The organism is Veillonella sp. HPA0037, from assembly GCF_000411535.1.
In the GTDB taxonomy this organism is placed as follows: domain Bacteria; phylum Bacillota; class Negativicutes; order Veillonellales; family Veillonellaceae; genus Veillonella; species Veillonella atypica.
In genome coordinates this window covers 768,352-792,534 of sequence record NZ_KE150483.1, presented here as the reverse complement: position 1 = coordinate 792,534, position 24,183 = coordinate 768,352, and the positions used below count along the sequence as shown (strand labels likewise).

22 protein-coding genes, 1 tRNA gene and 1 CRISPR repeat array are annotated in these 24,183 nt (G+C 38.3%); of the genes, 21 read left to right on the top strand and 2 right to left on the bottom strand.

The window, feature by feature from the left end; genetic code table 11:
* The first annotated feature begins 32 nt into the window (after positions 1–32).
* A complete protein-coding gene (locus HMPREF1477_RS03745) occupies positions 33–491 on the top strand; it encodes a low molecular weight protein-tyrosine-phosphatase (protein ID WP_016475876.1) in 459 nt (152 codons plus the stop codon).
* Positions 492–618: 127 nt separating this feature from the next.
* Positions 619–693, top strand: a tRNA-Arg gene (locus tag HMPREF1477_RS03740).
* 47 nt (positions 694–740) lie between these two features.
* Here HMPREF1477_RS03740 and HMPREF1477_RS03735 read toward each other — a convergent pair.
* The gene (locus HMPREF1477_RS03735) at positions 741–1,157 is read right to left on the bottom strand and encodes a hypothetical protein (protein WP_016475875.1); all 417 of its coding nucleotides are present in this window, start codon (positions 1,155–1,157) and stop codon (positions 741–743) included.
* A gap of 298 nt (positions 1,158–1,455) precedes the next feature.
* Between HMPREF1477_RS03735 and HMPREF1477_RS03730 the strand changes: the two genes are divergently transcribed.
* From HMPREF1477_RS03730 to HMPREF1477_RS03715, 4 genes are all read left to right on the top strand, one after another.
* A complete protein-coding gene (locus tag HMPREF1477_RS03730) occupies positions 1,456–2,175 on the top strand; it encodes a LemA family protein (RefSeq protein WP_016475874.1) in 720 nt (239 codons plus the stop codon).
* Between the two features lie 171 nt (positions 2,176–2,346).
* On the top strand, positions 2,347–3,663 hold the full coding sequence (locus tag HMPREF1477_RS03725) for an RNA-binding domain-containing protein (RefSeq protein ID WP_016475873.1): 1,317 nt from the start codon (positions 2,347–2,349) through the stop codon (positions 3,661–3,663).
* A gap of 205 nt (positions 3,664–3,868) precedes the next feature.
* Positions 3,869–4,687 carry a class I SAM-dependent methyltransferase gene (locus tag HMPREF1477_RS03720; protein WP_016475872.1) on the top strand — a complete coding sequence of 273 codons (819 nt, stop codon included), beginning with the start codon at positions 3,869–3,871 and terminating at the stop codon, positions 4,685–4,687.
* A gap of 8 nt (positions 4,688–4,695) precedes the next feature.
* A complete protein-coding gene (locus HMPREF1477_RS03715; RefSeq protein ID WP_005381955.1) occupies positions 4,696–5,037 on the top strand; it encodes a nitrous oxide-stimulated promoter family protein in 342 nt (113 codons plus the stop codon).
* Between the two features lie 61 nt (positions 5,038–5,098).
* Here the strand turns inward: HMPREF1477_RS03715 and HMPREF1477_RS03710 are convergent, their stop codons facing one another.
* Positions 5,099–5,377, bottom strand: coding sequence for a hypothetical protein (locus HMPREF1477_RS03710; protein WP_016475871.1), 279 nt, complete (start codon positions 5,375–5,377; stop codon positions 5,099–5,101).
* A 172-nt stretch (positions 5,378–5,549) separates the two neighbouring features.
* Here HMPREF1477_RS03710 and ilvB point away from each other — a divergent pair, with 172 nt between their 5' ends.
* From ilvB to csm3, 15 genes are all read left to right on the top strand, one after another.
* Positions 5,550–7,277, top strand: a complete 1,728-nt coding sequence (gene ilvB, locus HMPREF1477_RS03705; RefSeq protein WP_016475870.1) for a biosynthetic-type acetolactate synthase large subunit — start codon at positions 5,550–5,552, stop codon at positions 7,275–7,277.
* 8 nt (positions 7,278–7,285) lie between these two features.
* Positions 7,286–7,798, top strand: a complete 513-nt coding sequence (ilvN, locus tag HMPREF1477_RS03700; protein WP_016475869.1) for an acetolactate synthase small subunit — start codon at positions 7,286–7,288, stop codon at positions 7,796–7,798.
* Between the two features lie 281 nt (positions 7,799–8,079).
* On the top strand, positions 8,080–8,667 hold the full coding sequence (locus HMPREF1477_RS03695) for a carbonic anhydrase (protein WP_016475868.1): 588 nt from the start codon (positions 8,080–8,082) through the stop codon (positions 8,665–8,667).
* A 167-nt stretch (positions 8,668–8,834) separates the two neighbouring features.
* The gene (locus HMPREF1477_RS03690; RefSeq protein ID WP_016475867.1) at positions 8,835–10,157 is read left to right on the top strand and encodes a metallophosphoesterase family protein; all 1,323 of its coding nucleotides are present in this window, start codon (positions 8,835–8,837) and stop codon (positions 10,155–10,157) included.
* 248 nt (positions 10,158–10,405) lie between these two features.
* Positions 10,406–11,593, top strand: a complete 1,188-nt coding sequence (locus HMPREF1477_RS03685; RefSeq protein WP_016475866.1) for a M20 family metallopeptidase — start codon at positions 10,406–10,408, stop codon at positions 11,591–11,593.
* Between the two features lie 62 nt (positions 11,594–11,655).
* On the top strand, positions 11,656–12,666 hold the full coding sequence (gene argF, locus HMPREF1477_RS03680) for an ornithine carbamoyltransferase (RefSeq protein ID WP_005378617.1): 1,011 nt from the start codon (positions 11,656–11,658) through the stop codon (positions 12,664–12,666).
* A 60-nt stretch (positions 12,667–12,726) separates the two neighbouring features.
* Positions 12,727–13,677, top strand: a complete 951-nt coding sequence (gene argC, locus HMPREF1477_RS03675) for an N-acetyl-gamma-glutamyl-phosphate reductase (protein WP_016475865.1) — start codon at positions 12,727–12,729, stop codon at positions 13,675–13,677.
* Positions 13,674–14,531 (top strand): acetylglutamate kinase, encoded by an 858-nt coding sequence (gene argB, locus HMPREF1477_RS03670; RefSeq protein WP_016475864.1) that lies wholly within the window; start codon positions 13,674–13,676, stop codon positions 14,529–14,531. The genes argC and argB overlap by 4 nt, the downstream gene beginning before the upstream one ends.
* 89 nt (positions 14,532–14,620) lie before the next feature.
* Positions 14,621–15,808 (top strand): aspartate aminotransferase family protein, encoded by a 1,188-nt coding sequence (locus tag HMPREF1477_RS03665; RefSeq protein WP_016475863.1) that lies wholly within the window; start codon positions 14,621–14,623, stop codon positions 15,806–15,808.
* Positions 15,809–15,939: 131 nt separating this feature from the next.
* Entirely contained in the window at positions 15,940–16,122 is a 183-nt protein-coding gene (locus HMPREF1477_RS03660) for a hypothetical protein (protein ID WP_005378597.1), read from the top strand.
* Between the two features lie 128 nt (positions 16,123–16,250).
* Entirely contained in the window at positions 16,251–17,429 is a 1,179-nt protein-coding gene (locus HMPREF1477_RS03655) for a M20 family metallopeptidase (protein WP_016475862.1), read from the top strand.
* Between the two features lie 131 nt (positions 17,430–17,560).
* The gene (gene dcuC, locus HMPREF1477_RS03650; protein WP_016475861.1) at positions 17,561–18,916 is read left to right on the top strand and encodes a C4-dicarboxylate transporter DcuC; all 1,356 of its coding nucleotides are present in this window, start codon (positions 17,561–17,563) and stop codon (positions 18,914–18,916) included.
* A gap of 351 nt (positions 18,917–19,267) precedes the next feature.
* A CRISPR array of direct repeats spans positions 19,268–20,164; the repeat unit is 31 nt; unit sequence GTTAAATTAAATAATCCCCTGATGGGGACGG.
* A gap of 248 nt (positions 20,165–20,412) precedes the next feature.
* Positions 20,413–22,968, top strand: coding sequence for a type III-A CRISPR-associated protein Cas10/Csm1 (gene cas10, locus HMPREF1477_RS03645; RefSeq protein WP_016475860.1), 2,556 nt, complete (start codon positions 20,413–20,415; stop codon positions 22,966–22,968).
* Positions 22,969–22,978: 10 nt separating this feature from the next.
* A complete protein-coding gene (csm2, locus tag HMPREF1477_RS03640; protein WP_016475859.1) occupies positions 22,979–23,479 on the top strand; it encodes a type III-A CRISPR-associated protein Csm2 in 501 nt (166 codons plus the stop codon).
* A 15-nt stretch (positions 23,480–23,494) separates the two neighbouring features.
* Entirely contained in the window at positions 23,495–24,178 is a 684-nt protein-coding gene (gene csm3, locus HMPREF1477_RS03635) for a type III-A CRISPR-associated RAMP protein Csm3 (RefSeq protein ID WP_016475858.1), read from the top strand.
* The last annotated feature ends 5 nt before the right edge of the window (positions 24,179–24,183 follow it).

The following is a 24,183-nucleotide window of genomic DNA, read 5'->3' as shown; positions in this document are numbered from 1 at the left end:
TTGGCACTTGGTGTGGTGTTAAAGGAGATATAATGGTTAATGTTTTATTTATCTGTCACGGAAATATTTGTCGTTCTACGATGGCAGAGTTTTATATGAAGCATATCGTTAATAAGGCTGGTCTGACTGAGTCAATTTATATCGAGTCCGCTGCCACATCTCGTGAGGAGATAGGAAATGATACTCATTATGGGACTAAACAAAAATTAGATGAAATGGGGATTCCTTATACTCGTCGTAAGGCTCGTCAAGTGACTGTAGATGATTACCATACATTTGATTACCTCATCATCATGGATGAAAATAATGCACGAAACTTACGTCGTATTATCGGTGATGATGTGGATCATAAGGTGCATAAGGCTATGTCCTTTGTTGGTGAAAGCCGAGATGTAAAAGATCCTTGGTATACGGGAAACTTTGACGAAACCTATGATGATGTCAGTCGTAGCTGTGATGCACTCTTACAGGTCATTAAAAAGAATATGTAAAATAATACGCCTCTATTATTATTTCATCGATTAGTTAATGATAGGGGCGTATGTTATATGACCATATGCTAATATACTTTATACTATCGAAGCATGCTGTAATATGGTATAATTCTTTAGTACACATGCGCCTATAGCTCAGGGGATAGAGCGCCGGTCTCCGGAACCGGGTGCGCAGGTTCGAATCCTGCTAGGCGCACCAATAGCAAACGGCTTCTCGAAATTTCGAGAAGCCGTTTTTGTATGTTACTATCTATATTTATTACACTGGATTCCTCTGGATCTAAATTCTTTCATGAGTATGTCTATTGATTTATCAATAATTTCTTCGTTAGATATATATACCATTTTTTTGTAATAGACAGTACCATCAAACTCTATCCAACGACTTGTTTTACCATTTATTTTGCAAATCTTCATTCTACCGGCCCAGCTACCCATGCTGCGGAATTTTTTGCCTTTAGAGAAACGCACTTCGCGAATATCTTTTAAATTATATGTTCTTCTTACTAATCCAATGCCTATAGAGACTTGATCATCTTTAAAATAGAGGAGTTTATAACGTTCTTCAGGCGGCATGGATTTAATTATAGATAAGTTATAAGTAGCAAATGTCACGGCAATAGCAACTAATACAAACATTAGGATTAGTATATAGGTTCCCATACTTTCAAGTCCTCCTTTTCTTTATTATAATAAATATAAGTGGTGTACGAAATAATTTTTATCGTTAACATTGAAGCGATATTTGTATGTATTAATAGGAGAGAAATGAATGGACATACATGAACGTACTACTAAATGGAGTAAAGGTATATCTGAAATGTATTCTATAGTTTACACTTCATGAATAAAATTTCATATCAGTTATATATTTGATATGGTATAATGTTACCAAATTATTTATGTTGTTCATGTTAGTTTGGTTTTCATTATAGTATTACAGAAATGGAGAGAGGATTATATGAGTTCATTAATATTTCTGCTGATATTAGCATTGGTAATTTTCTTTATTAAGCAATATAATACATTGCAAAAATTAACTGTAGAGATTAAAGAAGCTCGCGCTAATATTATCGTAGCCTATGAGAAAAAGGTAGCTATTATCAATCAATACTCTGGTTTAGTTGATGAATATGGCGATTATGAGAAATCCATTCAATTAAAGGTGTCTGATAATTTCTTGGAAATGGCACGTGCAACGGCTAAGGCTGTTCAAAATATTACGGCGTTAGCTAATCAATTCCCAGAGTTAAAAGCAGATAGTCAATATGGTAAATTTTTAGAAGCAATTAGTGAAAATGAAACTTTCATTTCTAATAAACGGGAAATCTATAACTTCCAAGTTAAAGAATACAACAGTGCTATCGCTCAAATTCCAATGGTGTTTGTAGCAGCTATGTTAGGCTTTAAACAAGCGCCTTTCTTTGATCCTAAGAATGAAGAAGCTCTTGCAGCATTCAGCGGTGCAGATCCTGAGGCTATCAAAAATTTAGCTAAAGAAGGTACTGATAAACTTAGAGATACATTCGATAAGAAACCTGCTGAATTTAAACCTCAAGATAAACCTGAACAATCTGAACAACCAACTAGTGTAGAAGAATTAGAACAACAAGTTTTAAAACAAAATGAGCTTGGTAAATCTGTAGATACAGAAGAAACTAAGCAAGATGATAAAAAATAATTTATCTAACTATAAGGGACTATACCTTATGCAAATGTATTGCATGTGGTTATAGTCCCTTTTGATGATTATGGGGGAATAATGAAATATATTGTTTTCTAATCATTAAAATAGTACAATATGATTAGATTAGATTAGATTAGATTAGATTAGATTGGAAAGGAGGATTTTATGTATAAAGAATCGGAAATAATAGAATTAAAAAGAGAATATACAGCGGATATTCGTAAGGAGATTATTGCCTTTGCTAATACTAATGGTGGTACTATTTATGTTGGTATTGATGATAATGGCGATATTGTAGGTATAGATGATTGTGATGCCCTTATGTTGAAAATAGGTAATTTAGTTCGAGATTCCATTAAGCCAGATATTACTGCATTTATTCATTACGATAATTTGGTAGAGCATGATAAAAATATATTAAAAATTACAGTCCAACGTGGCACGTTAAGGCCTTATTATATTCATAGTAAGGGATTAAAACCTAGTGGTGTATATGTGCGACAAGGTTTCGCTTCTGTGCCAGCTAGTGATATGTTAATTAAGGATATGATTCGCGATACTGACGGAGATAGTTACGAAAGTGCTAGATCCTTACAACAAAAATTAACATTTAAACGGTTAAAACATGAATTTGATGATAAAACTCTAGCCTTTAATGATTCGCAAAAAAGAACCTTAGGCATTACTGAATTTGATGATATTTATACCAATCTGGGGTTACTATTGTCTGATCAATGTCCTCATGAGTTGAAAATTGCAGTATTTCAGGGAACCGATGGATATATTTTTAGAGACAGGCGTGAAATCAGAGGGGCCTTATTAGAACAATTATATGAAGCGTACGCGTATATAGATAATCGAAATGCAGTTAAAGCCACTATTGAAGGGCTTCATAGAAAGGATAAACGAGATTATCCACAGATTGCTATTCGTGAAGCATTATTAAATATGCTAGTTCATAGAGATTATTCGTATATGGCTAGTCCAACCATAGGCATATATGATAATCGTATTGAGTTTACATCGCTTGGCGGTTTGCCACCTAGAACTAGTTTAGACGATATTTTATTAGATGGGTTTTCATTGTGCCGGAATCCCAAATTAGCTAATGTATTTTATCGGTTAGAATTAATTGAAGCCTATGGGACAGGCTTACAAAAAATTATGGATGCCTATAAAAATAAAACAGTTAAACCTCAAATTATTGTGACTACTAATGCATTTAAATTAATATTACCAAATTGCAATATTGATGAGCCTATATCTGAACATAATGTACCTAAAATTAGCTATCAGCAAGAAGAGCAGATTATAAATCTAGTTCGTGATTGTGGAAGCATCAAACGGAGTGATGTTGATACAGAATTAAAAGTAGCACAGGCCACGAGCGGTAGAGTGTTACGACGATTAGTGGAGAAGGGGCGACTTAAACAGATTGGCAAGGGACGTTCTATACGATATATTTTATCCGATACAATGTAAATATATAGAATAGGATATTCGATACTTTAGATAATATATGTAAATGTGACTATAGTAACACAAATTTTATTGAGAATAATATACAATAAAAATATAGTATCCATATACAAAATCTGAACTGCCCATTTGGAACGATAGGGCCATATGGATATTGCGTTAACTATATTTACAGTCACATATACAGTATCATAGTAGAGGATATAATATGAATAATACAATACAAGAAGTATCCGTTGATCTCCATGATTGGCGCGATGAACAAGCGGCCTGGAATAATCGATCTAAATTTTTCGTAGAACTACATAATCGAGCAGATCGTAAGGCACAGGTAACTGACTTTCTCTCATTTTTAAAGGACGAACATCTATTACCTCCAAATGGTGGGACTGCCCTCGATATTGGTTGTGGTGTCGGCGATTACGCACTTGGACTAGCTAGAGAAGGCTATAAAACTACGGGCATTGATTTATCCGATGGTATGATTCAGGGTGCAAAACAACTGGCAGATACAGAAGGCCTTGATGTGAGTTTATATATTGCACCATGGTCTGAAGAAACTAGACAAAGATTAGGTTGGAATAAAACGTTTGATTTGGCATATAGTATTTTCTGTCCTATCATGTTTGATGTAGAGAATATACGTGCCATGCATGATGCAAGCCATGATACATGTCTATGGATTGCGTTTAGTGAACGTATGGATGAAACGGTAGATATGTTGTCAAAACATTTCTTCGGACGAGATTCATTTCCGTGGGCTGGTAAAATGAAAGAATGTTTAGATGCCATTCATGAGATAGGTCATAATGTGAAAGTTACCTACAAAACAGTTCCTGAAACAGAGGTTATGAGCATCGATAAAGCGGTAGATTATTTTACGTTGCGCCTCCACAATACTGAGTGGGGGACCATAGAAGATATGAAGCGAGAAATTAGACAACTCATTGAACCTCGTACTATAGATGGTAAAATTCATAATAAAACAGTGGATACGGTTGCATGGGTATCGTGGTCGGTTAAGTAGGAGGTATTATGACAGTAGAAGAGAAGCGTCAATTAGAACTAAAAACGATGCGTCAAATCATTGGCATCTATTGTCATGATAAACATCATACGCCGAAGGGCCAACTATGCGAAGATTGTGAACAGGTATGGCAGTATGCACAGCATCGTATCGATGTATGCCCACATATGGAGCATAAGACGTTCTGTAGCGTATGCAAAACACATTGTTATGCGCCGACCTACCGAGAAAAAATCCGTGAAATCATGCGCTATGGTGGTCCGCGGATGCTACTACATTCTCCAATTCAGGTTATTCGTCATATGTATTTAGAATGGAAAGACAAAAAAAGTATTAATACTAAGGCATAATAAAATGCACCTCTTACATTAAATTGTATGTTAGAGGTGCATTTTTATTAGTTATATAGTTTTATGCAAGCGCTTTGTCGAATACAGCCTTGATGTATGCCTTAGTTTGGTCATAGCTTTCACCAGGTTGTGCTTCGTATTGTTTATCAGTACCGAACCAAAGGTTAGGGTAGTATTCATATGGATGCGTTTTGAATAATTCGTGAGCATCTTGATCCTCAACCCAGTTGATTTTGATATTTTTATATGCAGGATTTTCTGCTTGTAATTCTTCGATTGCACGGAATGCGTTATGGCAATAAGGGCAACCGTTTAAGTGGAAACCTAAAATTTCTTTCATAGTATTCAGTCCTTTCAGAAAATACGACTAAATTTAGTGATTTATTGAGTTATTTCATACTCACATCAACTAAGATATGATATATTAAAAAGTATATCATAAATAACAGTAATATTCAATTTTTTAGATATAATCTACTAGCATTTGTAGGTTGGTATATAGGAGGATGGCTATGATTTCAGGTGCCGCATATGTGGTGAAAGCATTGCAAGAGGAGAATGTTGAGATTTTATTCAACTATCCTGGTGCAGCAACCATCGATATTATGGATGAATTATACAAACAAGATCAGGTGAAAGTAATTTTACCTCGCCATGAGCAAGCATTAGCACATGCTGCTGATGGTTATGCACGCAGCACTGGTAAGGTTGGCGTTTGCATGGTTACTTCTGGCCCAGGTGCGACAAATCTTGTTACCGGTATTGCTACAGCCTACTCAGATAGTGTACCTATGGTGTGTATTACAGGCCAAGTTGATTTGGCGTTGATGGGAAATGATGCATTCCAAGAAGTAGATACGGTCGGCATTGTTCGTAATGTAAGTAAATATGCTGTTACCGTTCGTGACCGTAAAGATTTAGGACGTATTTTGAAAGAAGCCTTTTACATTGCTCGAACAGGTCGTCCAGGCCCTGTTGTTGTAGATATTCCGAAGAATATCCAAAAAGCGATGGGCTCTGATGTATACCCTGATGAAGTTAACATTCGTGGTTATAAGCCAAACACGACAGTTCACATTGGTCAGGTAAAAAAAGCGTGCTCCGTTATTGCTAAGGCTAAACGTCCTTTATTCTTATTAGGTGGCGGTATTAGCATCAGTGGTGCTAATGAATTGATGACACAGCTGGTAGATAAAACGGGTATCCCTGTAGTCACTACCTTGATGGGGAAAGGTGCTATTAGTTCACGTCATCCATTGTACTTAGGCAATGTAGGCATTCACGGTGGTTATGCACCGAATGTGGCTATTACCGATTGTGATGTGATGATCTCCATTGGTACTCGTTTCAATGACCGTATTACTGGCAAATTGAGTACATTTGCACAAAACTGCAAAATTGTACATATTGACGTAGATGCTGCATCTATCTCTAAAAATATTAAGGTAGATATTCCAATCGTGGCGGATGCAAAACTAGCGATTGAAGCTCTATTAGAATATATTGAACCTCACGACTTAGGCGATTGGCCAGCTCAATTGCAACAGTTAAAAGAAGAGCGTCCTGTTACGCAAGCTGGTGAAGAAGGTCTTACGCCTCAAAATATTATCGACTACATTAATAATCATTATGACCGTCCAGTGGTGACAACCGATGTAGGTCAAAACCAATTGTGGACTACGCAATTCCTCGAAATTGAAGGCAATCATCAATTGTTGACATCTGGTGGTTTAGGTACGATGGGTTATGGATTCCCTGCGGCTATTGGTGCTCAATTTGGCAATCCTACAAAACGCGTATTCGCCATTTGTGGGGATGGGGGCGTGCAAATGAATATTCAAGAATTTGCAACAGCTATGCATTACCATTTGCCTGTGACCTTGGTTGTCATCAACAATGGCTATCTTGGCAATGTACGTCAGTGGCAACAATTATTCTACGATAAACGCTATGCATGTACTAATTTATTGATGGATGAAAGCGCTATTGTCACTCGTGATATGATTGATAACGATGAATTTGAATATGTACCAGACTTTGTGAAATTAGCAGAAGCCTATGGTGCACAAGGTATACGTGTTACAAAAGTTGAAGAACTAGAAGCGGCCTTTACAAAAGCGGATGCTTTCAAAAAAGGACCAACACTTATTGAATGTATCGTTCCAACAGAGTTAAATGTATTGCCAATGGTACCAGCAGGTAAATCGTTGAGCGACATGTTATTAAAGGATAAAAAATAGGAGGGGCTATGGAATTACATTTAGAAAAACGCTGCATTTCAGCATATGTAGAAAACCAAATCGGCGTATTGGCCAAAATTTCAGGCCTCTTCGCTGGTAAAAACTATAACCTTGATACGTTGACAGTCGGTGAAACAGAAGACCCTACCATGTCACGTATGACCATAGAGCTCACATGCGATGATTTGACATATGAACAAATCATTAAGCAACTTAACCGCAGTGTAGAAGTCATTAAGGTTATCGATTTTACGGATATGCCGATTACAAAAAAAGAATTACTATTCATCAAGATTAATAGCTGTAAAGAAGCAGACAAACAAGAAATATTCCGCATTGCAGAAACCTTTGACCTTAAGGTCATCGACTACAATCGAAAATCCGTACTTGTACAATGCGTAAAGACCGTGTCTAAGAATAATGATATGATTGCCTTGTTTAAAGACATGTTCGTTAATCGCATCGAAGTCGTCCGTGGTGGTAGTGTCGCTATTGAAGCATTGGCGACTCCGGATCGCTAGTGACATATAGACCTAGAGTATTCAGGTTGAGTAGCCCATACTTGCTCGCTCCACCGGCCGGGTCTGACTTCGCCCTTCGGGCTTCGCAGGGCCAAAGTCGCTCGCGAGCACGGACTACTCAACACTCTCTTCCTTTCGGTTTATTACTGTCACTAAGCGAGCCGAAGTCTATGGACAGGAGAAATCGGGGATTCAGATTTATGGTATAATAAAATATCGAATGTATTAAATATAGAGACCTTGCTTTAATTTAGACAAGGTCTTTTTGAGTAGGAGGACATATGAGTTTATTAGAAGATATTTTGGCACACAATCGTGAGTATGTAGAGGACCAGAATACTGGTTATGTAGAAACGGATACAAAATGCAGTAAGATGCCGAGCCGTCAGATGGCGATTGTAACGTGTATGGATACGCGCCTTGTGAATTTCTTAGAGGATTCCATGGATATTGGTCGTGGTGAGGCTAAGATTGTTAAGACAGCAGGTAATTGTATTACAGGACCTTTTGATGGTGTTGTTCGTAGTTTATTGGTTTGCATTTATGAACTCGGTGTTAATGAAATCTTTATCATCGGTCACCATGAATGTGGTATGGCTAAAACAACAGCTAAAAACTTAACAGAGAAAATGTTAGCTCGTGGTATTGCACCAGAAGCGATTCACATGGTTAAAAAGGAAATGGAACACTGGGCGGATGGGTTTACACATCCTGCTGAAAATGTAGAGGAAACAGTGGACGAATTGCGTATGAATCCGTTGATTCCAAAAGACGTACCTGTTCATGGTCTTATTTTTCATCCTAGAACTGGTGAAATTGAGGTCATCGTCAATGGCTATACACAAATGAAACAATATTACGAAAAATAGTAGAGAAATTCTTTAATAGAGGTATTGTGAATTGAGTAATATAGATAGATTAGATACATTTGAGGTAGCCTGTGATATCTATTTACCTAATGAATGGAACATACCGCAATTAAATATGTTGGGATGTATTTCTGCTAGATATAGAAAAGTAGATGTTCAAGAATTTTATGAGAAAAAATAGATTAGTAAAAATGACTGTAGCTATTGTAGCGCTAGCTGCTTTAGTTACTGGAGGCTATATATATAAAGATGCCATACAAAGTCGAATCGCTCGAACGGTAGCTGTTGTAAGTGGCCAAGAGATAAAACCTCTCCTTGATTCTGAAAGTCGTTATATACGCCAAATCGTAGCAAAGGATAATAGCACGAGTCGAACCATTATGTGGCAATCGGATAGTAGCGAACCTGATGCGGTTATTGAGTATCGGCTAGTTGGTAGTGATGATATTAAGACATTATCGGCTACGGATACTGCTTTCACAGATGATGGTAGTACGACGTATATTCATGAAGGGACAATTACGGATTTAACACCTAATACTAAATATGAATATCGCGTTGGTTATAGTACAGACCGCCGTAGTGATTGGTATTCCTTAGAAACGGCAGGTGCTGGTGAGTATGAGGTTCTCATCTATCCAGATTCTCAATCTGGCGATTATTCTGGGTGGGAACAAATTGTAAAGAATTCTGCTGATAGGAATCCAAATGCGGCCTTGTATATCAGTATGGGGGACCTCGTAGATAATGGTGAACAGGCTTATCAATGGCGTACGTGGCTCGATTCCATTAAGCCGTTGAGTGCACGTATTCCTTTGGCCCCTACACTGGGCAATCACGAGATGTATACCTTAGATTGGAAGATGCGTGAGCCTCGTGCCTATTTGAGCTATTTTGATGTACCGAATAATGGTAATGCCACTTTCAATCGTAGGTATTATTCCTATGATTATGGCGATGTCCATTATGTTGTGTTGGATACGCAGCTATATGAAAGTACTCATGAGGATAATCACGATACACATCACCCTGATTTATACGATGTACAGGTGCAGTGGCTAAGACAAGATTTAGCGTCGAATACGAAGAAATGGACCGTAGTCCTCATGCATCGAGATCCATTTCAATATGCCTTTGATCGACCTGGCGCTAGCCGTGCTGCAGGATTTGATGAAGAAGGTGTATTATTCATGCCTATCTTCGATGAGTTTCATGTAGATTTAGTCTTATCCGCTCATTTACATTCTTATCGTAATCGGGGCCATGTACGAAACTTTGACCGCGATGCATCGGGGCCTTTATATATTCTTACCGGTATAGCAGGGGATGCGCAGCGTCCTAAGTGGAAACAACATCCCCTCGATGTATATGTAATACCAGATCGAGAGGTAAGTAATTATATGACTATGACGGTTACACCAAATCGATTAGTTGTAAGAGCCTTTTTGGCTGATGGTACACAGATAGATGAGTCTGTCATTGAAAAATAAATAGAGCTGTAGTAGTATGCGTTACATCAACGCATGCTATTACAGCTTTTTTTATACTTAGAAATTCATATAATTTATAGCTTATAGTTCTATGATTAAAATTAATGCATAGCATAACAAATAAAAATACAAAATATATGTATAAAACTTGAATAATATAAGTGATAGTATTATAATACGTACATAGGTTATAAAAATACACAATAAATGTATAAATTATACATGGTGTGTATAAAGGAGATAACGTCATGAATACATTACAAGATTTAATAAAAAAATATGCAGCACAATATAAAGAACAAGTTATAGCATGGCGTCGACATATTCATAGTCATCCAGAATTATCTGGTCAAGAAAAAGAAACATCTTTATTCATTCAAAAGACTCTTGGAGAACTAGGGATTCCATTTGTCAATGATGTTTCAGATTATGCAGTTATCGGTGAAATACAGGGCGCTCACACAGGCCCTGTTATTGCGTTACGAGCTGATATTGATGCATTGCCAATACATGAAGAGACGGGTTTACCTTTTGCATCACAAAACGAAGGTGTTATGCATGCTTGCGGACACGATGGACATATATCGATTTTGCTTGGTGCGGCGGCTGTGTTGCAATCTATAAAAGATGAATTGCACGGTACCGTTAAACTCGTATTCCAACCTTCTGAAGAAGAGGCGTTATTTCCTGGTGCACAAGGCATTGTGGACAGCGGTATCCTAGATGATGTAGATGAAATTTTTGGACTTCATGTATGGCCTCAATTGCCGGTAGGCACGGTAGGCCTTAAGAAAGGTCATCTTATGGCGGCATCTGATCATTTTTTCGTGCACATCCACGGTAAATCTACGCATGGTGCAGAACCTCACAATGGTATCGATGCCATCGTGGCTGCGGCCAACTGGATTGTTAATGTAGAATCCATGGTGGCCCGTGAGACGAATCCAATGGAAAATCTCGTATGCACCATTGGGGTAATCAACGGTGGTGACCGCTATAATGTAGGCTGCGGCGATGTATACCTCGAAGGGACTTGTCGTACCTACGAACCAGCGAAACGTGACTATATTGAACGTCGTTTAGGTGAAAGCTTACAAGCTTTGGATATGATGTACAAAACAAAGAGTACCTTAGATTATAAACGCGGCCACGGAGCGACAACGAATGACCCAGATGCCATCGACTATGCTACATCAATCGTAGAAAAATACCTTGGCAAAGACGCTGTGGTACATCCAGAACATCCGTCTATGGCGGCAGAAGATTTTTCTGCATACTTACACAAAATCAAAGGTGCTTTCCTTTGGTTGGGAACCGGTTTTGAAGGCAATCCAGCACTTCATAATGCAGAGTTTACCATTGATGAAAAGATTTTAGAATCCGGTATTACCATGATGGCGGCACTAGCTGCAGAATATTTACAACCGAAAGAGTAGCTTTCACAAATAACAAAAATAAAATTGTATAAATATATACCGTATAGATTGAAGGAGTTATCATGAAAAGTTTACATAATAAATCATTTAAGACAATGCTAGATTACACACCAGAAGAAATTAAATATTACTTAGATCTAGCTGCTAAATTAAAGGCAGATAAAAAAGCGGGCACAGAAATCAAAACGATGGAAGGCAAAAATTTCGTACTCATCTTTGAAAAGGATTCTACGAGAACACGGTGTGCCTTTGAAGTAGGGGCAGCAGACCAAGGGGCGCATACGACATACCTTGGTCCTACAGGATCCCAAATGAATAAAAAAGAATCCTTAAAGGATACGGCGCGTGTTCTTGGTTCCATGTATGATGCTATTGAATTCCGTGGCTTTGACCAAGAAGACGTGGATACATTGGAACAATATTCAGGCGTGCCTGTATGGAATGGCCTAACCGATATGGATCATCCTACACAAACATTGGCTAATTTCCTTACATTGCAAGAAAATATCGACAAGCCATTGAACGAAATTTCCTATGCTTATGTAGGCCATGGTCAATCCAATATGTGTAACGCTTTGATGAGCGGTGCCGTGAAAATGGGCATGGATTTCCGCCTCATCGGTCCTAAACAATTCTGGCCAGCAGGTCCGTTCTACGAAGAATGCTTGAAGGTAGCGAAGGAAACAGGCGCTACGATTACATGCACAGATAATGTGGCGGAAGGCGTGAAAGGCCTTGATGTGATTTACACAGGTGTATGGGTAACGATGGGCGATACTTACGATATGTGGGAAGAACGGATTAACCTCTTTAAACCATTCCAAATCAATGCGGATATGATGGCTTTAACAGGCAATCCAAATACGAAATTCTGTCACTGCTTGCCAGCATTCCACAATACGGAAACGCAAGTTGGTAAAGATATCTTTGAACGGTTCGGCATGAATGGTATCGAAGTCACAGAGGACGTATTTGAAGGTCCAAACTCCTTGGCATTCCAAGAAGCAGAAAATCGCTTGCATACCATTAAGGCGGTTATGGTTGCTACATTTGGCGACTATCCAATGAAATAATAGTTAGAACACAGATGGCGGGAGAGGTCATCTAGCACGTATAGTAAAGAAGGTTATCATATGAATCCATATAAGGTATTTATCGTAGGTCACGAAGGAACGACGGGCCTTAGAATTCATGAACGGCTATCCGGTCGGAAGGATATTACATTATTATCCATCTCCGATGAGGACCGTAAAAATATTGATGTTATTGCGAGTATTGCAAAGGACGCGGATATTGTGTTCTTGTGCTTGCCTGATGCGGCCTCCAAAGAGGTGGTGGCTGCTATCGGCGATTACCCTTGCAAGATTATCGACACATCCACAGCATTTAGAACGGCTGATGATTGGGCCTATGGCTTTCCTGAACTTGGTGAAAGCTATGAAAACGATATTAAAACAAAACAACATATTGCCAATCCTGGCTGTCATGCAAGCGGCATGATTGCTTGCATTGCACCTCTTGTGAAAGCAGGCATTGCCCCAGTAGATTATCCTTTTACCATTACATCCTTAACAGGCTATAGCGGTGGCGGTAAGAAGATGATTGGTCAATATGAATCGGAGCCAAAGGATTATTTCCTTTACGCACCACGTCAATATGGCCTTAGTCAACAACATAAACATTTGCCAGAAGTAACCCATGTATGTGGCCTTACAGAAGCGCCAATATTCATACCTATCGTAGACGATTACTACAGCGGTATGGAGGTCAGTGTTGGCCTACATACACGTCTATTAGCAAAATCTGTTACCGTAGAAGATGTGCATGCTGCACTCGTAGATTTCTACAAGGATAGCATTATCGTCAAGGTAGCACCACTTAACTTAGAAGAAGACAATAAACAATTGTTAAATGCTAATAAACTAAGCAATACGGATGGCATGATTATCTCTGTAACGGGCAATAATGACCGCATGGTCGTTCACGCTATTTTTGATAATTTAGGTAAGGGCGCTTCTGGTGCAGCCGTACAATGTATGAACATCGCACTTGGATTGCCAGAAGAAACGGGGCTTTCACTATGAACAGTGTAACAAATGCAATGCGGGCGCACATTTTAACGGCGGCCGTTCCATATATCAAACAATATACAGATAAATACGTAGTCGTAAAATACGGCGGCAATGCCATGACGGATCCGGAATTAAAAAAATCCGTTATGAATGATTTGTTACTACTTCAATTGGTAGGTGTGAAAGTAGTCCTCGTTCACGGCGGTGGTCCAGATATTAATAGCACCTTGAAGGCTATGAATATTGAATCGAAATTCAGTAATGGCTTGCGCGTTACCGACAAAGAAACGATGAATGTAGTACAAATGGTGCTGGCCGGCAAGGTCAATAAAGGCCTCGTAGCGGACCTCATCAGCTTTGGTGGCCGTGCTATCGGCCTTTGTGGCGTGGATGGTGAACTCATTCAAGTGCACAAGAAAAATGAAGAACTTGGCTATGTAGGCGAAGTTGATACAATCGATCCAAAGGTTATCGACGATGTCATCAGTAAGGGATATATTCCGGTTATTTCTTCCGTTGGTTGTGACGCAGAAGGCAATGTATATAATGTCAATGCCGATACAGCAGCTGCAAAAATTGCAGGTGCCCTCAATGCGGAAACCATGGTGGCCATGACGAATATCGATGGCGTACTACGGGATGTAAACGATCCTGATTCCCTTATTTCAAAGATTACTCTTGCTGAAGCGGAACAGTTGAAAAAAGAGGGCGTCATCGCTGGTGGCATGATACCAAAGGTAGACTGTTGCTTAGAGGCCATCAATGCAGGGGCTCAAAAGGTTTTCATCATCAATGGTGAAATTCCACATGCCATTCTCATCGAACTATTAACCGATGAAGGTCTTGGCACAATGTTTGTAAAGTAATATAGTAGATATAACGATGGTAACATCATTTGCCATCGTTACATTGCATATAGATTGACGGCGGCTAGGCCGTACGTTTGGAGGATATGATGAGTAAGACACAAGATTTTGAACAACAAGATAAAGAGTATATAGCCAATACGTATGGCCGGTTTAACGTTTGCTTTGAAAAAGGCAAAGGTTCTTTGTTATGGGATGTAGAAGGCAAAGAATATATTGACCTTGGCTCTGGTATCGGTGTTACCGCCTTTGGTGTAGACGATGATGAATGGTCCAAGGCCGTGATTGCACAAACTCATGCATTAAACCATATTTCAAATTTATATTATTCCGTACCACAAATTAAATTGGCTGAAATGTTATGTAAACGGACAGGCATGAAAAAGGTGTTCTTCTGTAACTCTGGTGCCGAATCTAATGAATGTGCTATCAAGGCAGCTCGTAAGTATAGCCATGACAAATACGGCGATGGTCGTAATGTCATCGTTACGCTTGTAAATAGCTTCCATGGTCGTACAGTAACAACCTTGTCCGCTACAGGTCAAGATGTGTTTCATCAACATTTCTTCCCATTCACAGAAGGATTCGTTCATACGCCTGCTAATGATATTGATGCGGCTTTGAAAGTCCTTGCTAATCCAGCAGTTTGCGCTATCATGATGGAACCAATTCAAGGTGAAGGTGGCGTTATGCCTCTCGATAAGGAATTCGTACAAGCGGTTACAAAATACGCGCATGAACACGATCAACTCGTGCTTATCGATGAAGTGCAAACGGGTAATGGTCGGACTGGTAGCCTGTATGCATATGAACAATTTGGTATCGAACCAGATATCGTATCTACGGCTAAGGGCTTAGCTGGTGGCTTGCCTATGGGAGCTACTTTATTCAATGAAAAAACGCAATTCGTATTAACCGCAGGTGCGCATGCCACTACATTTGGTGGTAACCCAATCTGTGCGGCTGCAGGTTGCACTATCATTGAACGGTTAACACCAGAATTTTTGGCTACTGTGAAAGCTAAAGGAGATTACGTAAAACACGCCTTAGAAGGGGAACCAGGCGTTATTGGCGTTAGCGGTATGGGCCTCATGATTGGTATCGAAACAACTGTAGATCCTAAAGACGTCATTGCTAAATGTCTAGAAAAAGGCGTAGTATGTTTATCTGCTAAAAACAAGGTTCGTTTATTGCCAGCCCTTAATATCCCTCAAGAACAACTAGAAAAAGCAATTACCATCTTGGCTGATGTAATTGGTGAATTGGCTAGCAAATAGTCTTACATTGATAGATTCATTCGTTTTGTATGAACAATTGATAAATATATAGATAAAATCCGATGAATATGTAGACTTTATATTCTATTCGTGATAACCTAGAATAAATAGTCTATATTGGAGGAGTAAATATGAATACAGAATCCTTACGTAATGATGTATTGGTTCCTGCTGTTGCTAAAACATTAGACATTGCAGCAAAAGCAAAACCAACAAAAGATGAGCTCTGCACAACTGCAAAAATTACAGCAGCTGTAGCGGTAGCAACTGCTGTTGTATCCTTGGCGGTACAAGCAGTATTGCGCAATCGATAAGAGAAGCATAAAGAAAACGACATGGCATTGCCTGTCGTTTTCTTTTACATTTACCCTGTTATTCCCATAAATATGGGGATTTCCAGTATATTTTGTTAATCTGTGCTGAAAGCTAAGGAGGCGATACCATGCATAGTCGCGATTTAATTGAACAATATAAAATCTATGTACAAGATTGGCGTAGGTATTTTCATAAACATCCAGAACTCAGTAATGAAGAGTTCGAAACCACAAAAACACTAGCCAAAGAATTAGAGTCCATGGGCGTAGAGGTTCATGTAGATACAGAACGTGGAACTGGTCTCATCGGCATTATTCATGGCGCTAAATCTGGTAAAGCGATTGCCCTTCGTGCAGATATCGATGCCTTGCCTGTACAGGAACATAATACATTTGATTTTAAATCCGATGTAGATGGCAAGATGCATGCCTGTGGTCATGACGGACATATGGCGATATTACTCGGTGCGGCTAAGATGCTTACTGCTATGAAAGACCGTATCGAAGGTGACGTATACCTTGCCTTCCAACCGGCCGAAGAAACCGGTGCAGGCGCTCCTGATTTCATGAAGTTTGATAATTGGTTTGAAAAAATTGATGCCATCTTTGGCGGTCACGTATGGATAGATTTACCAGCTGGTCTTATTTCTGTAGAAGAAGGCCCACGCATGGCAGCTAGCAGTAAAATTACGATTCGTGTAAAGGGCAAACAAGGTCATGGCGCGCAACCGCATCAAGCCATTGATGCCGTTGTCGTAGCCAGTGCCATCGTTATGAACCTACAAACTGTAGTGTCTCGTAATGTGAGCGCCCTAGACTCTCTTGTACTTACCATCGGTAATATTCATTCTGGCTCAGAATGGAATGTCATCCCAGGCGAAGCACAAATGGGTGGTACCATTCGTTTCTTTGATCCAACGCAAGAAGATTATTATGTAGAATCTATACGTCGCGTAGTAGAACATACAGCATTAGCTTATGGTGCTACTGCGGAATTGATTTATGAAAAGAAAGTACCGCCAACCATTAATGACGCAGCTGCCAGTGAACTAGCTGAACGTGTTGTTATCGACACACTAGGAAAAGAAAAACTTTCCAAAATGCGCAAGGTTATGCCTGGCGAAGACTTTGCATGGTACTTACAAGAAAAACCAGGGTGCTTTGCTTTTATTGGTATTCAGAATCCAGAGGTGGGTGCAACCTTTGATCACCATAACAATCGATTCACCATGGACGATAGCGTACTATCTGCTGCATCGGCGGTGTATGCGGAATATGCTATTGCGTGGTTGAAAGAGCATAAGTAATAGTATTACTGTATAAAAACTATAGAGCACCATCATCGTAGCTGATGATGGTGCTTTTATCATGTATTTTTATTTGTACTTTGTGTATACTATAAATATATAATACAAGAATTGTTATATGAGAGGTATTTATGAATATACTTATATGTCTCATCATTATTGTTATTACCGGTATATTACTGATGAAGCGCTATCAACCGCAGCCAATTTTGATAGGCATGGGCATCCTGATGATGTATATCGCCTATGAAGGTAACTGGATTAATGCCATATTAGATGAATCTCAGTCTACAGGCGTTCTGGTGTTTGATGCGATGGATATTGTGCGGATTACAACATCAGAGAATGTAGTGAGCTTAGGACTCATGATCATGACCTGTGCTGGTTATGCAAAATATATGGAACACATTGGGGCTGGGACGAGGCTGGCTCATACATTTATAAAGCCTTTGTATCGTCTTAACAGGCCATACATAGTGCTAGCTCTTATGTTTCTACTCAATATGGGGTTATCCATATGTGTACCGAATCCGTTGAGCCTTGCTTTGCTTATGATGGTCACCATCTATCCTGTTCTGTTGCGTCTTGGGGTGAGTCCTGTCGGTGCTGCTGCAGTTATTGCTACAGGCCATTTGATGGATGTAGGGCCCGGTGCCGTTTCGACATTGCTCATAGCCAAGACACTTAATATACCGGTACCAAACTATTTCGTAGGTTATCAGTTACGCCTCTATTTCTTGGTGGCTGTTGTGACGGCGGTAGCACACTTTTTATGGCAACGATATCGCGATCGATTAGATGGTCCTATGGATGTAGGTGACTGTGAAAGTATTTCTGAGGCGCCAATTGGGCCTAAGCCATACATGATATTCCCTTTGTTACCACTATGTTTCATCTTGGGCTTTAGCCAATATGGCTTGCCTGGCGTAAAGATGAATGTAACCCTTGCCATGATGCTTGCCTTTGGCATTGCTTTATTGGCAGAACTCATTCGTCATCGTAATTTAAGGACCGTCCTTAAAAGTACAACTGTATTTTTTGAAGGCATGGGAAATCAGTTTTCCTATGCGGTAACCCTCATTATAGGTGGACAAGTCTTTGCACAAGGCTTAGTGAGTTTAGGACTTATTGATTCGTTAGTTAGTGCACTGCAAACTTTATCTCTAAATTCAGAGGAACTTACCTCTGTTATGGGTGGAGGCATGCTAGGCCTTAGCATGGTAACTGGCAGTAATGTAGCACCTTTATTTACATTAGTGCCACTCGTGCCTAATATTGTATCTAATCTCGGACTAGATCCGATTACGACCATGCTTGGCATGCAAAATGGGGCTAGTCTAGGTTTGTTCTTGAGTCCTATCAGCCCTGTTATGGTCGGTGTAGCAGGGGTAGCGCATATTAAATCTGTAGATTTACTTAAACGAACCTCTGTGCCTGTACTTGTAGCACTAATTACGAGTTGTTTGGGGATATGGATATTATACTAATATTAATATTAATGGATAATATAATAACGAATACTGTAACGAAAAAAATAAGCCTCCCATTATCGCAATAGATAATGGGAGCGTTATAACATGGATTTATTTACCAGATTATAGAGTCTCTGTTTTTATATGCAAATTTTAATTATATAAGATATGGCACTTCCTTAAAAATTTTGTGCTATAATATACACAAATATTAACTCTCTGAAATTAAATTTCCGCCGTTACGATAGTGGCGCGATTTATAGATGTTATTTTAGTATGCTAAAGTACCTTTTAAGCCCAATTTATGATCTCCGCCGTTAATGGTAGTTTTAGGTTAGATAACATCTGTTGTTTCAGATACAGGGTGTTAAATTAAATAATCCCCTGATGGGGACGGTAGTGACTATTTCAAAAGTTGATAATAATAGTTTACATCGTATTGTGTTAAATTAAATAATCCCCTGATGGGGACGGTAGGTGTAAATATCCATGTTTTTATTCAAGGAGGAATTACCCTATGGAGTGTTAAATTAAATAATCCCCTGATGGGGACGGAAACACTTCTTGCGTTAACTCATCCACTAAGCGTTCCAACTTGCTGATAGTTAAATTAAATAATCCCCTGATGGGGACGGAAACTTTAAAATACTTTTCTTCACAATGCTATAACATTCCCGCAAAGTTAAATTAAATAATCCCCTGATGGGGACGGAAACCATCTCTTGTACATATTGTCTAAACTCTTCAAGTGGTGAGTGCGTTAAATTAAATAATCCCCTGATGGGGACGGAAACATGTTTTCACTTCCAAATGTACCTGCAATGCCTAGTAATACTTGTTAAATTAAATAATCCCCTGATGGGGACGGAAACCGCTTGTAAATCGTGGCTGTTTTTGCATTTCTAACCCTAACACGGTTAAATTAAATAATCCCCTGATGGGGACGGAAACTCATGTCAGTCCATGGCTTAGGCTTCACGATCGTTGGTGTGCGGTTAAATTAAATAACCCCCTGATGGGGACGGAAACCATAGCACATTCCTTTCTTAAATAAAACATGGATATTTACACGTTAAATTAAATAATCCCCTGATGGGGACGGAAACGTACTTACCGCATCAGCAAATATCACTTTTGGTCGTTGAGCCTCAAGTTAAATTAAATAATCCCCTGATGGGGACGAAATCAATATCACACTCAATAATATTAACAATCAAAATAACATCCCATTAAATTAAATAACCCCATAATGGGGACGAAAATATCTAACTCTAACTCTAGTTCTTTCTCTAACTCTATTTTTATCGTTAACTAAATCCCTTTATAGGGTAATGAGTCTTATCTCAAAAACTCATATGAGTACAAAAATATATCCAGTATATTCTTTTTTTGTGAATATGCTGGATTTTTTGTATAAATAAGACTATTTCTCTATTGGTTTTAAACAGAGATGAATATATAATGAAAGTAATAAGTCGTTTATTTCGTAATAAAAGTTTGGAGGCGATGTGATGGGTAAATGGGATGCACTGGTAAAGGGTGCATTGCTTCATGATATCGGCAAAGTTGTGTATCGAGCTAATCAGGGAACTGATGCACATTCTAAGCGCGGCGCTGCTTTCATCGAGCCCTATTTTTCCGATATGGGCTTGAAGCAAAGTATTACTCATTGTTTAAAGTATCATCATGAGAAAGAGCTTAGTGCAGCTCAACTAAAAAATGATGATTATGCATACATTGTGTATGAAGCAGATAATATTGCGGCTGCTGTAGATCGTCGGGATCTTGATGAGGGGGAAAATACCTCTACACAAAAATTTGATAAAGAGTTACCGCTCCAATCAATTTTTCGTGTATTTGGTGGTAATACTAGTAATAAACCTTTACAGTATTACCTACGTGGCATTGATGTATCTGATCACTTTAATTATCCTGAAAGCGATAAAACGATACGTGCATCAAGTGATAAGTATAAGGCGTTATATGATGTATTAGTATGTAACTTTCAGCAACAACCAATCGATAAGATGTCCGTTAATGAGTTGCTGAGAATTTATGAAGATACTGTGTCTTATATGCCATCTAGCACAGCAACAGATCAGGCTAATGATATTTCTTTGTATATGCACTCAAAGATAACAGCTGCTGTTGCACATAGTATAGTACATTATTTTGAAGATCAGGGGATTACTGATTATAAAGAATACTGTTATCAGAATTCTAAAAAGTTCCGTAACATGCCAGCTTTTAGACTCATATCTGGAGATATTTCTGGTATCCAGAATTTTATTTATACGATTCCGTCTAAAGGTGCATTGAAATCATTACGTGGTCGTTCATTCTATTTAGAAATCTTGATGGAACAAATTGTAGATGAGTTGTTAGATGCATTGCAGTTAACACGAGTAAATCTTATTTACAATGGTGGCGGTCATTTTTATATATTGGCCCCTAATACAACAAAAACTAGTACTGCTATTGAAGCTATGGAGAAATCCATTAATGAATGGTTCTTAACAGTATTCGGTACTAAATTGTATTTAGCGCTTGGCTCCGCCACAGCAACAGCCGATGAGTTAATTCAATCGCAACGTACATTATTCCGCAAGGTGAGCCAATCTGTTGGTGAGGCTAAGTCTAAACGATATTCTGAACAGCACTTAGCAGATCTATTTAATCCCAATAGTACGTATAATACAGTTCTTCATGGTGAACGAGAATGTTCCATTTGCCACACATCAACAGCAACACTGTCTCCTTATGGTAAGGATGTAGATGCAGAGGCTTGTCCTATCTGTAATGGTTTGTACCGACTAGGGGAACAGATTGTTGATAGTCGAGATACTGTTTTTGTATTAGCTCGACAAAATAATAGTGATACTTGTGAAAGTATTCCAAAGGTTGAAGTATATGTTAACAACTGGAATGATGATGCAGATAATTTGAGACTCTATCTCTATGTAGTTACTGAATCATCACTACAAAAGTTTGAAACTGATCATGAGATTCTAAGAATCTACTCTAAGAATACAGCTAAAACTGGACATAATGTATTCAATCGTATCTGGTTAGCAGATTATGTAGCACGTAAGGACAATGGTCAAGTTTATGAATTTGAAGAACTTGCTGCATCTAGTGGTTTAGGTGATGATAAAGGTATTAAGCGACTTGGTGTATTACGAGCTGACGTAGATAATCTTGGTGCTGCTTTTATTGGAGGCTTTATTTCTGAGGGCTCTAATAAATTTAAATATGGTACATTATCACGCTATGCTGACTTATCTCGTGATTTAGCGATGTTCTTTAAGGTTGCCGTTAATAAAATAGCTCAAGGCGATGTACAAGGTTTCGGTACATCTGTTATGCCATTTACTATTTGGGCAAATAAACAAGTTACGACTAGAAAAATACACGTTATTTATTCTGGTGGTGATGATGTATTCCTTGTTGGTGCATGGGATGAATTATTAGAATTAGCCATCGATATTCGTAAGAAATTAGCTGAGGTTACAGATAAAAAAATCACTATGTCTGCTGGTTTAGCTTTATTCTCTCCATCCTATCCAATTAGTCAAATGGCAACGATTACAGGGTTACTTGAAAGTGTGGCTAAAGATAATGATGGCAAAGATAGTATCGCTTTATTTGGCTTCGAAACAAATAAAAATGCGAGTGGTGAAGAACGTATATGTCGACATGTGTATAAGTGGGATGATTTAATTAAGCAAGTAATAAAAGATAAACTTGATAGATTAGAGAAACTATTTGTTATTCCAGGTGTTAATGTTAAGGATGATTCAAAACTAGTATTAGGTAAAGGCTTAATTTATAAGTTGATGTACTTATTACAAGGTCTTTTAAATGATAGAGTACAAGGAAAGCATATTAATGTAGCACGTATTCTTTATTTGTTGGCTTGTCTAGAACCTAAGAAAGATGACCCTAAATATGGATCATATAAAAAATTTGTTACAGCAATTCATACTTGGATTCAAACAGAAGCAGATTGTAAAGCGTTATTAACAGCTTGCAACCTCATTCTTTACTATATGCGTGATACGAAATGAGGATAACTATATGGCACAAGATACATTTAATTGGAGTAAAGACCTTGTTAAGGTGGCTGAAGCCGTTATTAATAAGTTGGATAAGAATAAAGATGGTAATGCTTTTTTGTTAAAATATGCGCAGCTACGTAAAATTTTATCAAGCGTAGTAGTGATAAAAAATAAATTGAGTGTTGCTCAACGAAAAAATAAATCTTTTGATAAGTTACCTGATGATATTGCAATGGATGTACGGTTTTTAAAAACTACGCTTTTGTATCAAGCTGGACGAATTGAAGAGCCTATTGGTCGTAATAAAAAGGCTTATCCAGTAAAGCAATTGATTGATATTAGTAAGCTTTTGAATATGATTGAAGATATTGGAACCGATGTTAAGCGTTTTGATTTGCTTTGTAAATATATAGAGGCCTTAGTAGCATTCTATAAGTACCGTTCAGTAGAGTTATCTAAATCACCAGAACCAGCATTTAATACGAACCAAAATAATCGTCCATCATCTGGTAATCGATAATAGGAGGCGCTTAATATGGAGAGCAACGATACATTAAAATCCTTACATGGTAAATTACTAATTACGGGCACTATTAATCTAGAAACTGGTATGCATATTGGGGCTAGTAAAGATTTTGCTCCTATCGGTGCTGTTGATGCACCGTTTATTCGTGATGTAGTGACTCAGGAGCCAATTCTTCCTGGCAGTTCAATTAAAGGTAAATTACGCACCTTACTCGTTAAAAGTCATTGTGATAGTTATATAATGAATACGATAGATAAGGATAAATTGGAAATCAAACGTTTATTTGGATCAGCAGACCCTATAATGCCAGCACGTTTACAGTTTTATGATTTGTTTATTACAGACGAAACACGTCAACTGTTTGCCAATATAGCTACTGATACTTATATGGGTGAAGTTAAGTTTGAAAACGTTATTAATCGTATTGATGGTAGTGCTAAGCCTCGACAAATTGAACGTGTTCCAGCGGGTACAGTATTTGAGTTTAAGGTGGCATATAATATTGAAAACGAAGCTGAAGTCACTGAAGATATGAAGATTTTACAAGAGGGTCTTGCATTACTAGAAATTGATTATCTTGGAGGACATGGTTCTCGAGGTTATGGTCGTGTAAGTATTTCTATTGATGATGTAAAGTCAGTAGGTAATAGTGCTATTAATACGCAGGATTTATTAGATATATTAAGAAAGTAGGTTGT

Excerpts from the sequence above, each read along its gene's own strand:
- HMPREF1477_RS03745 (WP_016475876.1), top strand. The coding sequence starts at position 33 with ATGGTTAATGTTTTATTTATCTGTCACGGAAATATTTGTCGTTCTACG.
- HMPREF1477_RS03735 (WP_016475875.1), bottom strand. The coding sequence starts at position 1,157 with ATGGGAACCTATATACTAATCCTAATGTTTGTATTAGTTGCTATTGCC.
- HMPREF1477_RS03730 (WP_016475874.1), top strand. The coding sequence starts at position 1,456 with ATGAGTTCATTAATATTTCTGCTGATATTAGCATTGGTAATTTTCTTT.
- HMPREF1477_RS03725 (WP_016475873.1), top strand. The coding sequence starts at position 2,347 with ATGTATAAAGAATCGGAAATAATAGAATTAAAAAGAGAATATACAGCG.
- HMPREF1477_RS03720 (WP_016475872.1), top strand. The coding sequence starts at position 3,869 with ATGAATAATACAATACAAGAAGTATCCGTTGATCTCCATGATTGGCGC.
- HMPREF1477_RS03715 (WP_005381955.1), top strand. The coding sequence starts at position 4,696 with ATGACAGTAGAAGAGAAGCGTCAATTAGAACTAAAAACGATGCGTCAA.
- HMPREF1477_RS03710 (WP_016475871.1), bottom strand. The coding sequence starts at position 5,377 with ATGAAAGAAATTTTAGGTTTCCACTTAAACGGTTGCCCTTATTGCCAT.
- ilvB (WP_016475870.1), top strand. The coding sequence starts at position 5,550 with ATGATTTCAGGTGCCGCATATGTGGTGAAAGCATTGCAAGAGGAGAAT.
- ilvN (WP_016475869.1), top strand. The coding sequence starts at position 7,286 with ATGGAATTACATTTAGAAAAACGCTGCATTTCAGCATATGTAGAAAAC.
- HMPREF1477_RS03695 (WP_016475868.1), top strand. The coding sequence starts at position 8,080 with ATGAGTTTATTAGAAGATATTTTGGCACACAATCGTGAGTATGTAGAG.
- HMPREF1477_RS03690 (WP_016475867.1), top strand. The coding sequence starts at position 8,835 with ATGAGAAAAAATAGATTAGTAAAAATGACTGTAGCTATTGTAGCGCTA.
- HMPREF1477_RS03685 (WP_016475866.1), top strand. The coding sequence starts at position 10,406 with ATGAATACATTACAAGATTTAATAAAAAAATATGCAGCACAATATAAA.
- argF (WP_005378617.1), top strand. The coding sequence starts at position 11,656 with ATGAAAAGTTTACATAATAAATCATTTAAGACAATGCTAGATTACACA.
- argC (WP_016475865.1), top strand. The coding sequence starts at position 12,727 with ATGAATCCATATAAGGTATTTATCGTAGGTCACGAAGGAACGACGGGC.
- argB (WP_016475864.1), top strand. The coding sequence starts at position 13,674 with ATGAACAGTGTAACAAATGCAATGCGGGCGCACATTTTAACGGCGGCC.
- HMPREF1477_RS03665 (WP_016475863.1), top strand. The coding sequence starts at position 14,621 with ATGAGTAAGACACAAGATTTTGAACAACAAGATAAAGAGTATATAGCC.
- HMPREF1477_RS03660 (WP_005378597.1), top strand. The coding sequence starts at position 15,940 with ATGAATACAGAATCCTTACGTAATGATGTATTGGTTCCTGCTGTTGCT.
- HMPREF1477_RS03655 (WP_016475862.1), top strand. The coding sequence starts at position 16,251 with ATGCATAGTCGCGATTTAATTGAACAATATAAAATCTATGTACAAGAT.
- dcuC (WP_016475861.1), top strand. The coding sequence starts at position 17,561 with ATGAATATACTTATATGTCTCATCATTATTGTTATTACCGGTATATTA.
- cas10 (WP_016475860.1), top strand. The coding sequence starts at position 20,413 with ATGGGTAAATGGGATGCACTGGTAAAGGGTGCATTGCTTCATGATATC.
- csm2 (WP_016475859.1), top strand. The coding sequence starts at position 22,979 with ATGGCACAAGATACATTTAATTGGAGTAAAGACCTTGTTAAGGTGGCT.
- csm3 (WP_016475858.1), top strand. The coding sequence starts at position 23,495 with ATGGAGAGCAACGATACATTAAAATCCTTACATGGTAAATTACTAATT.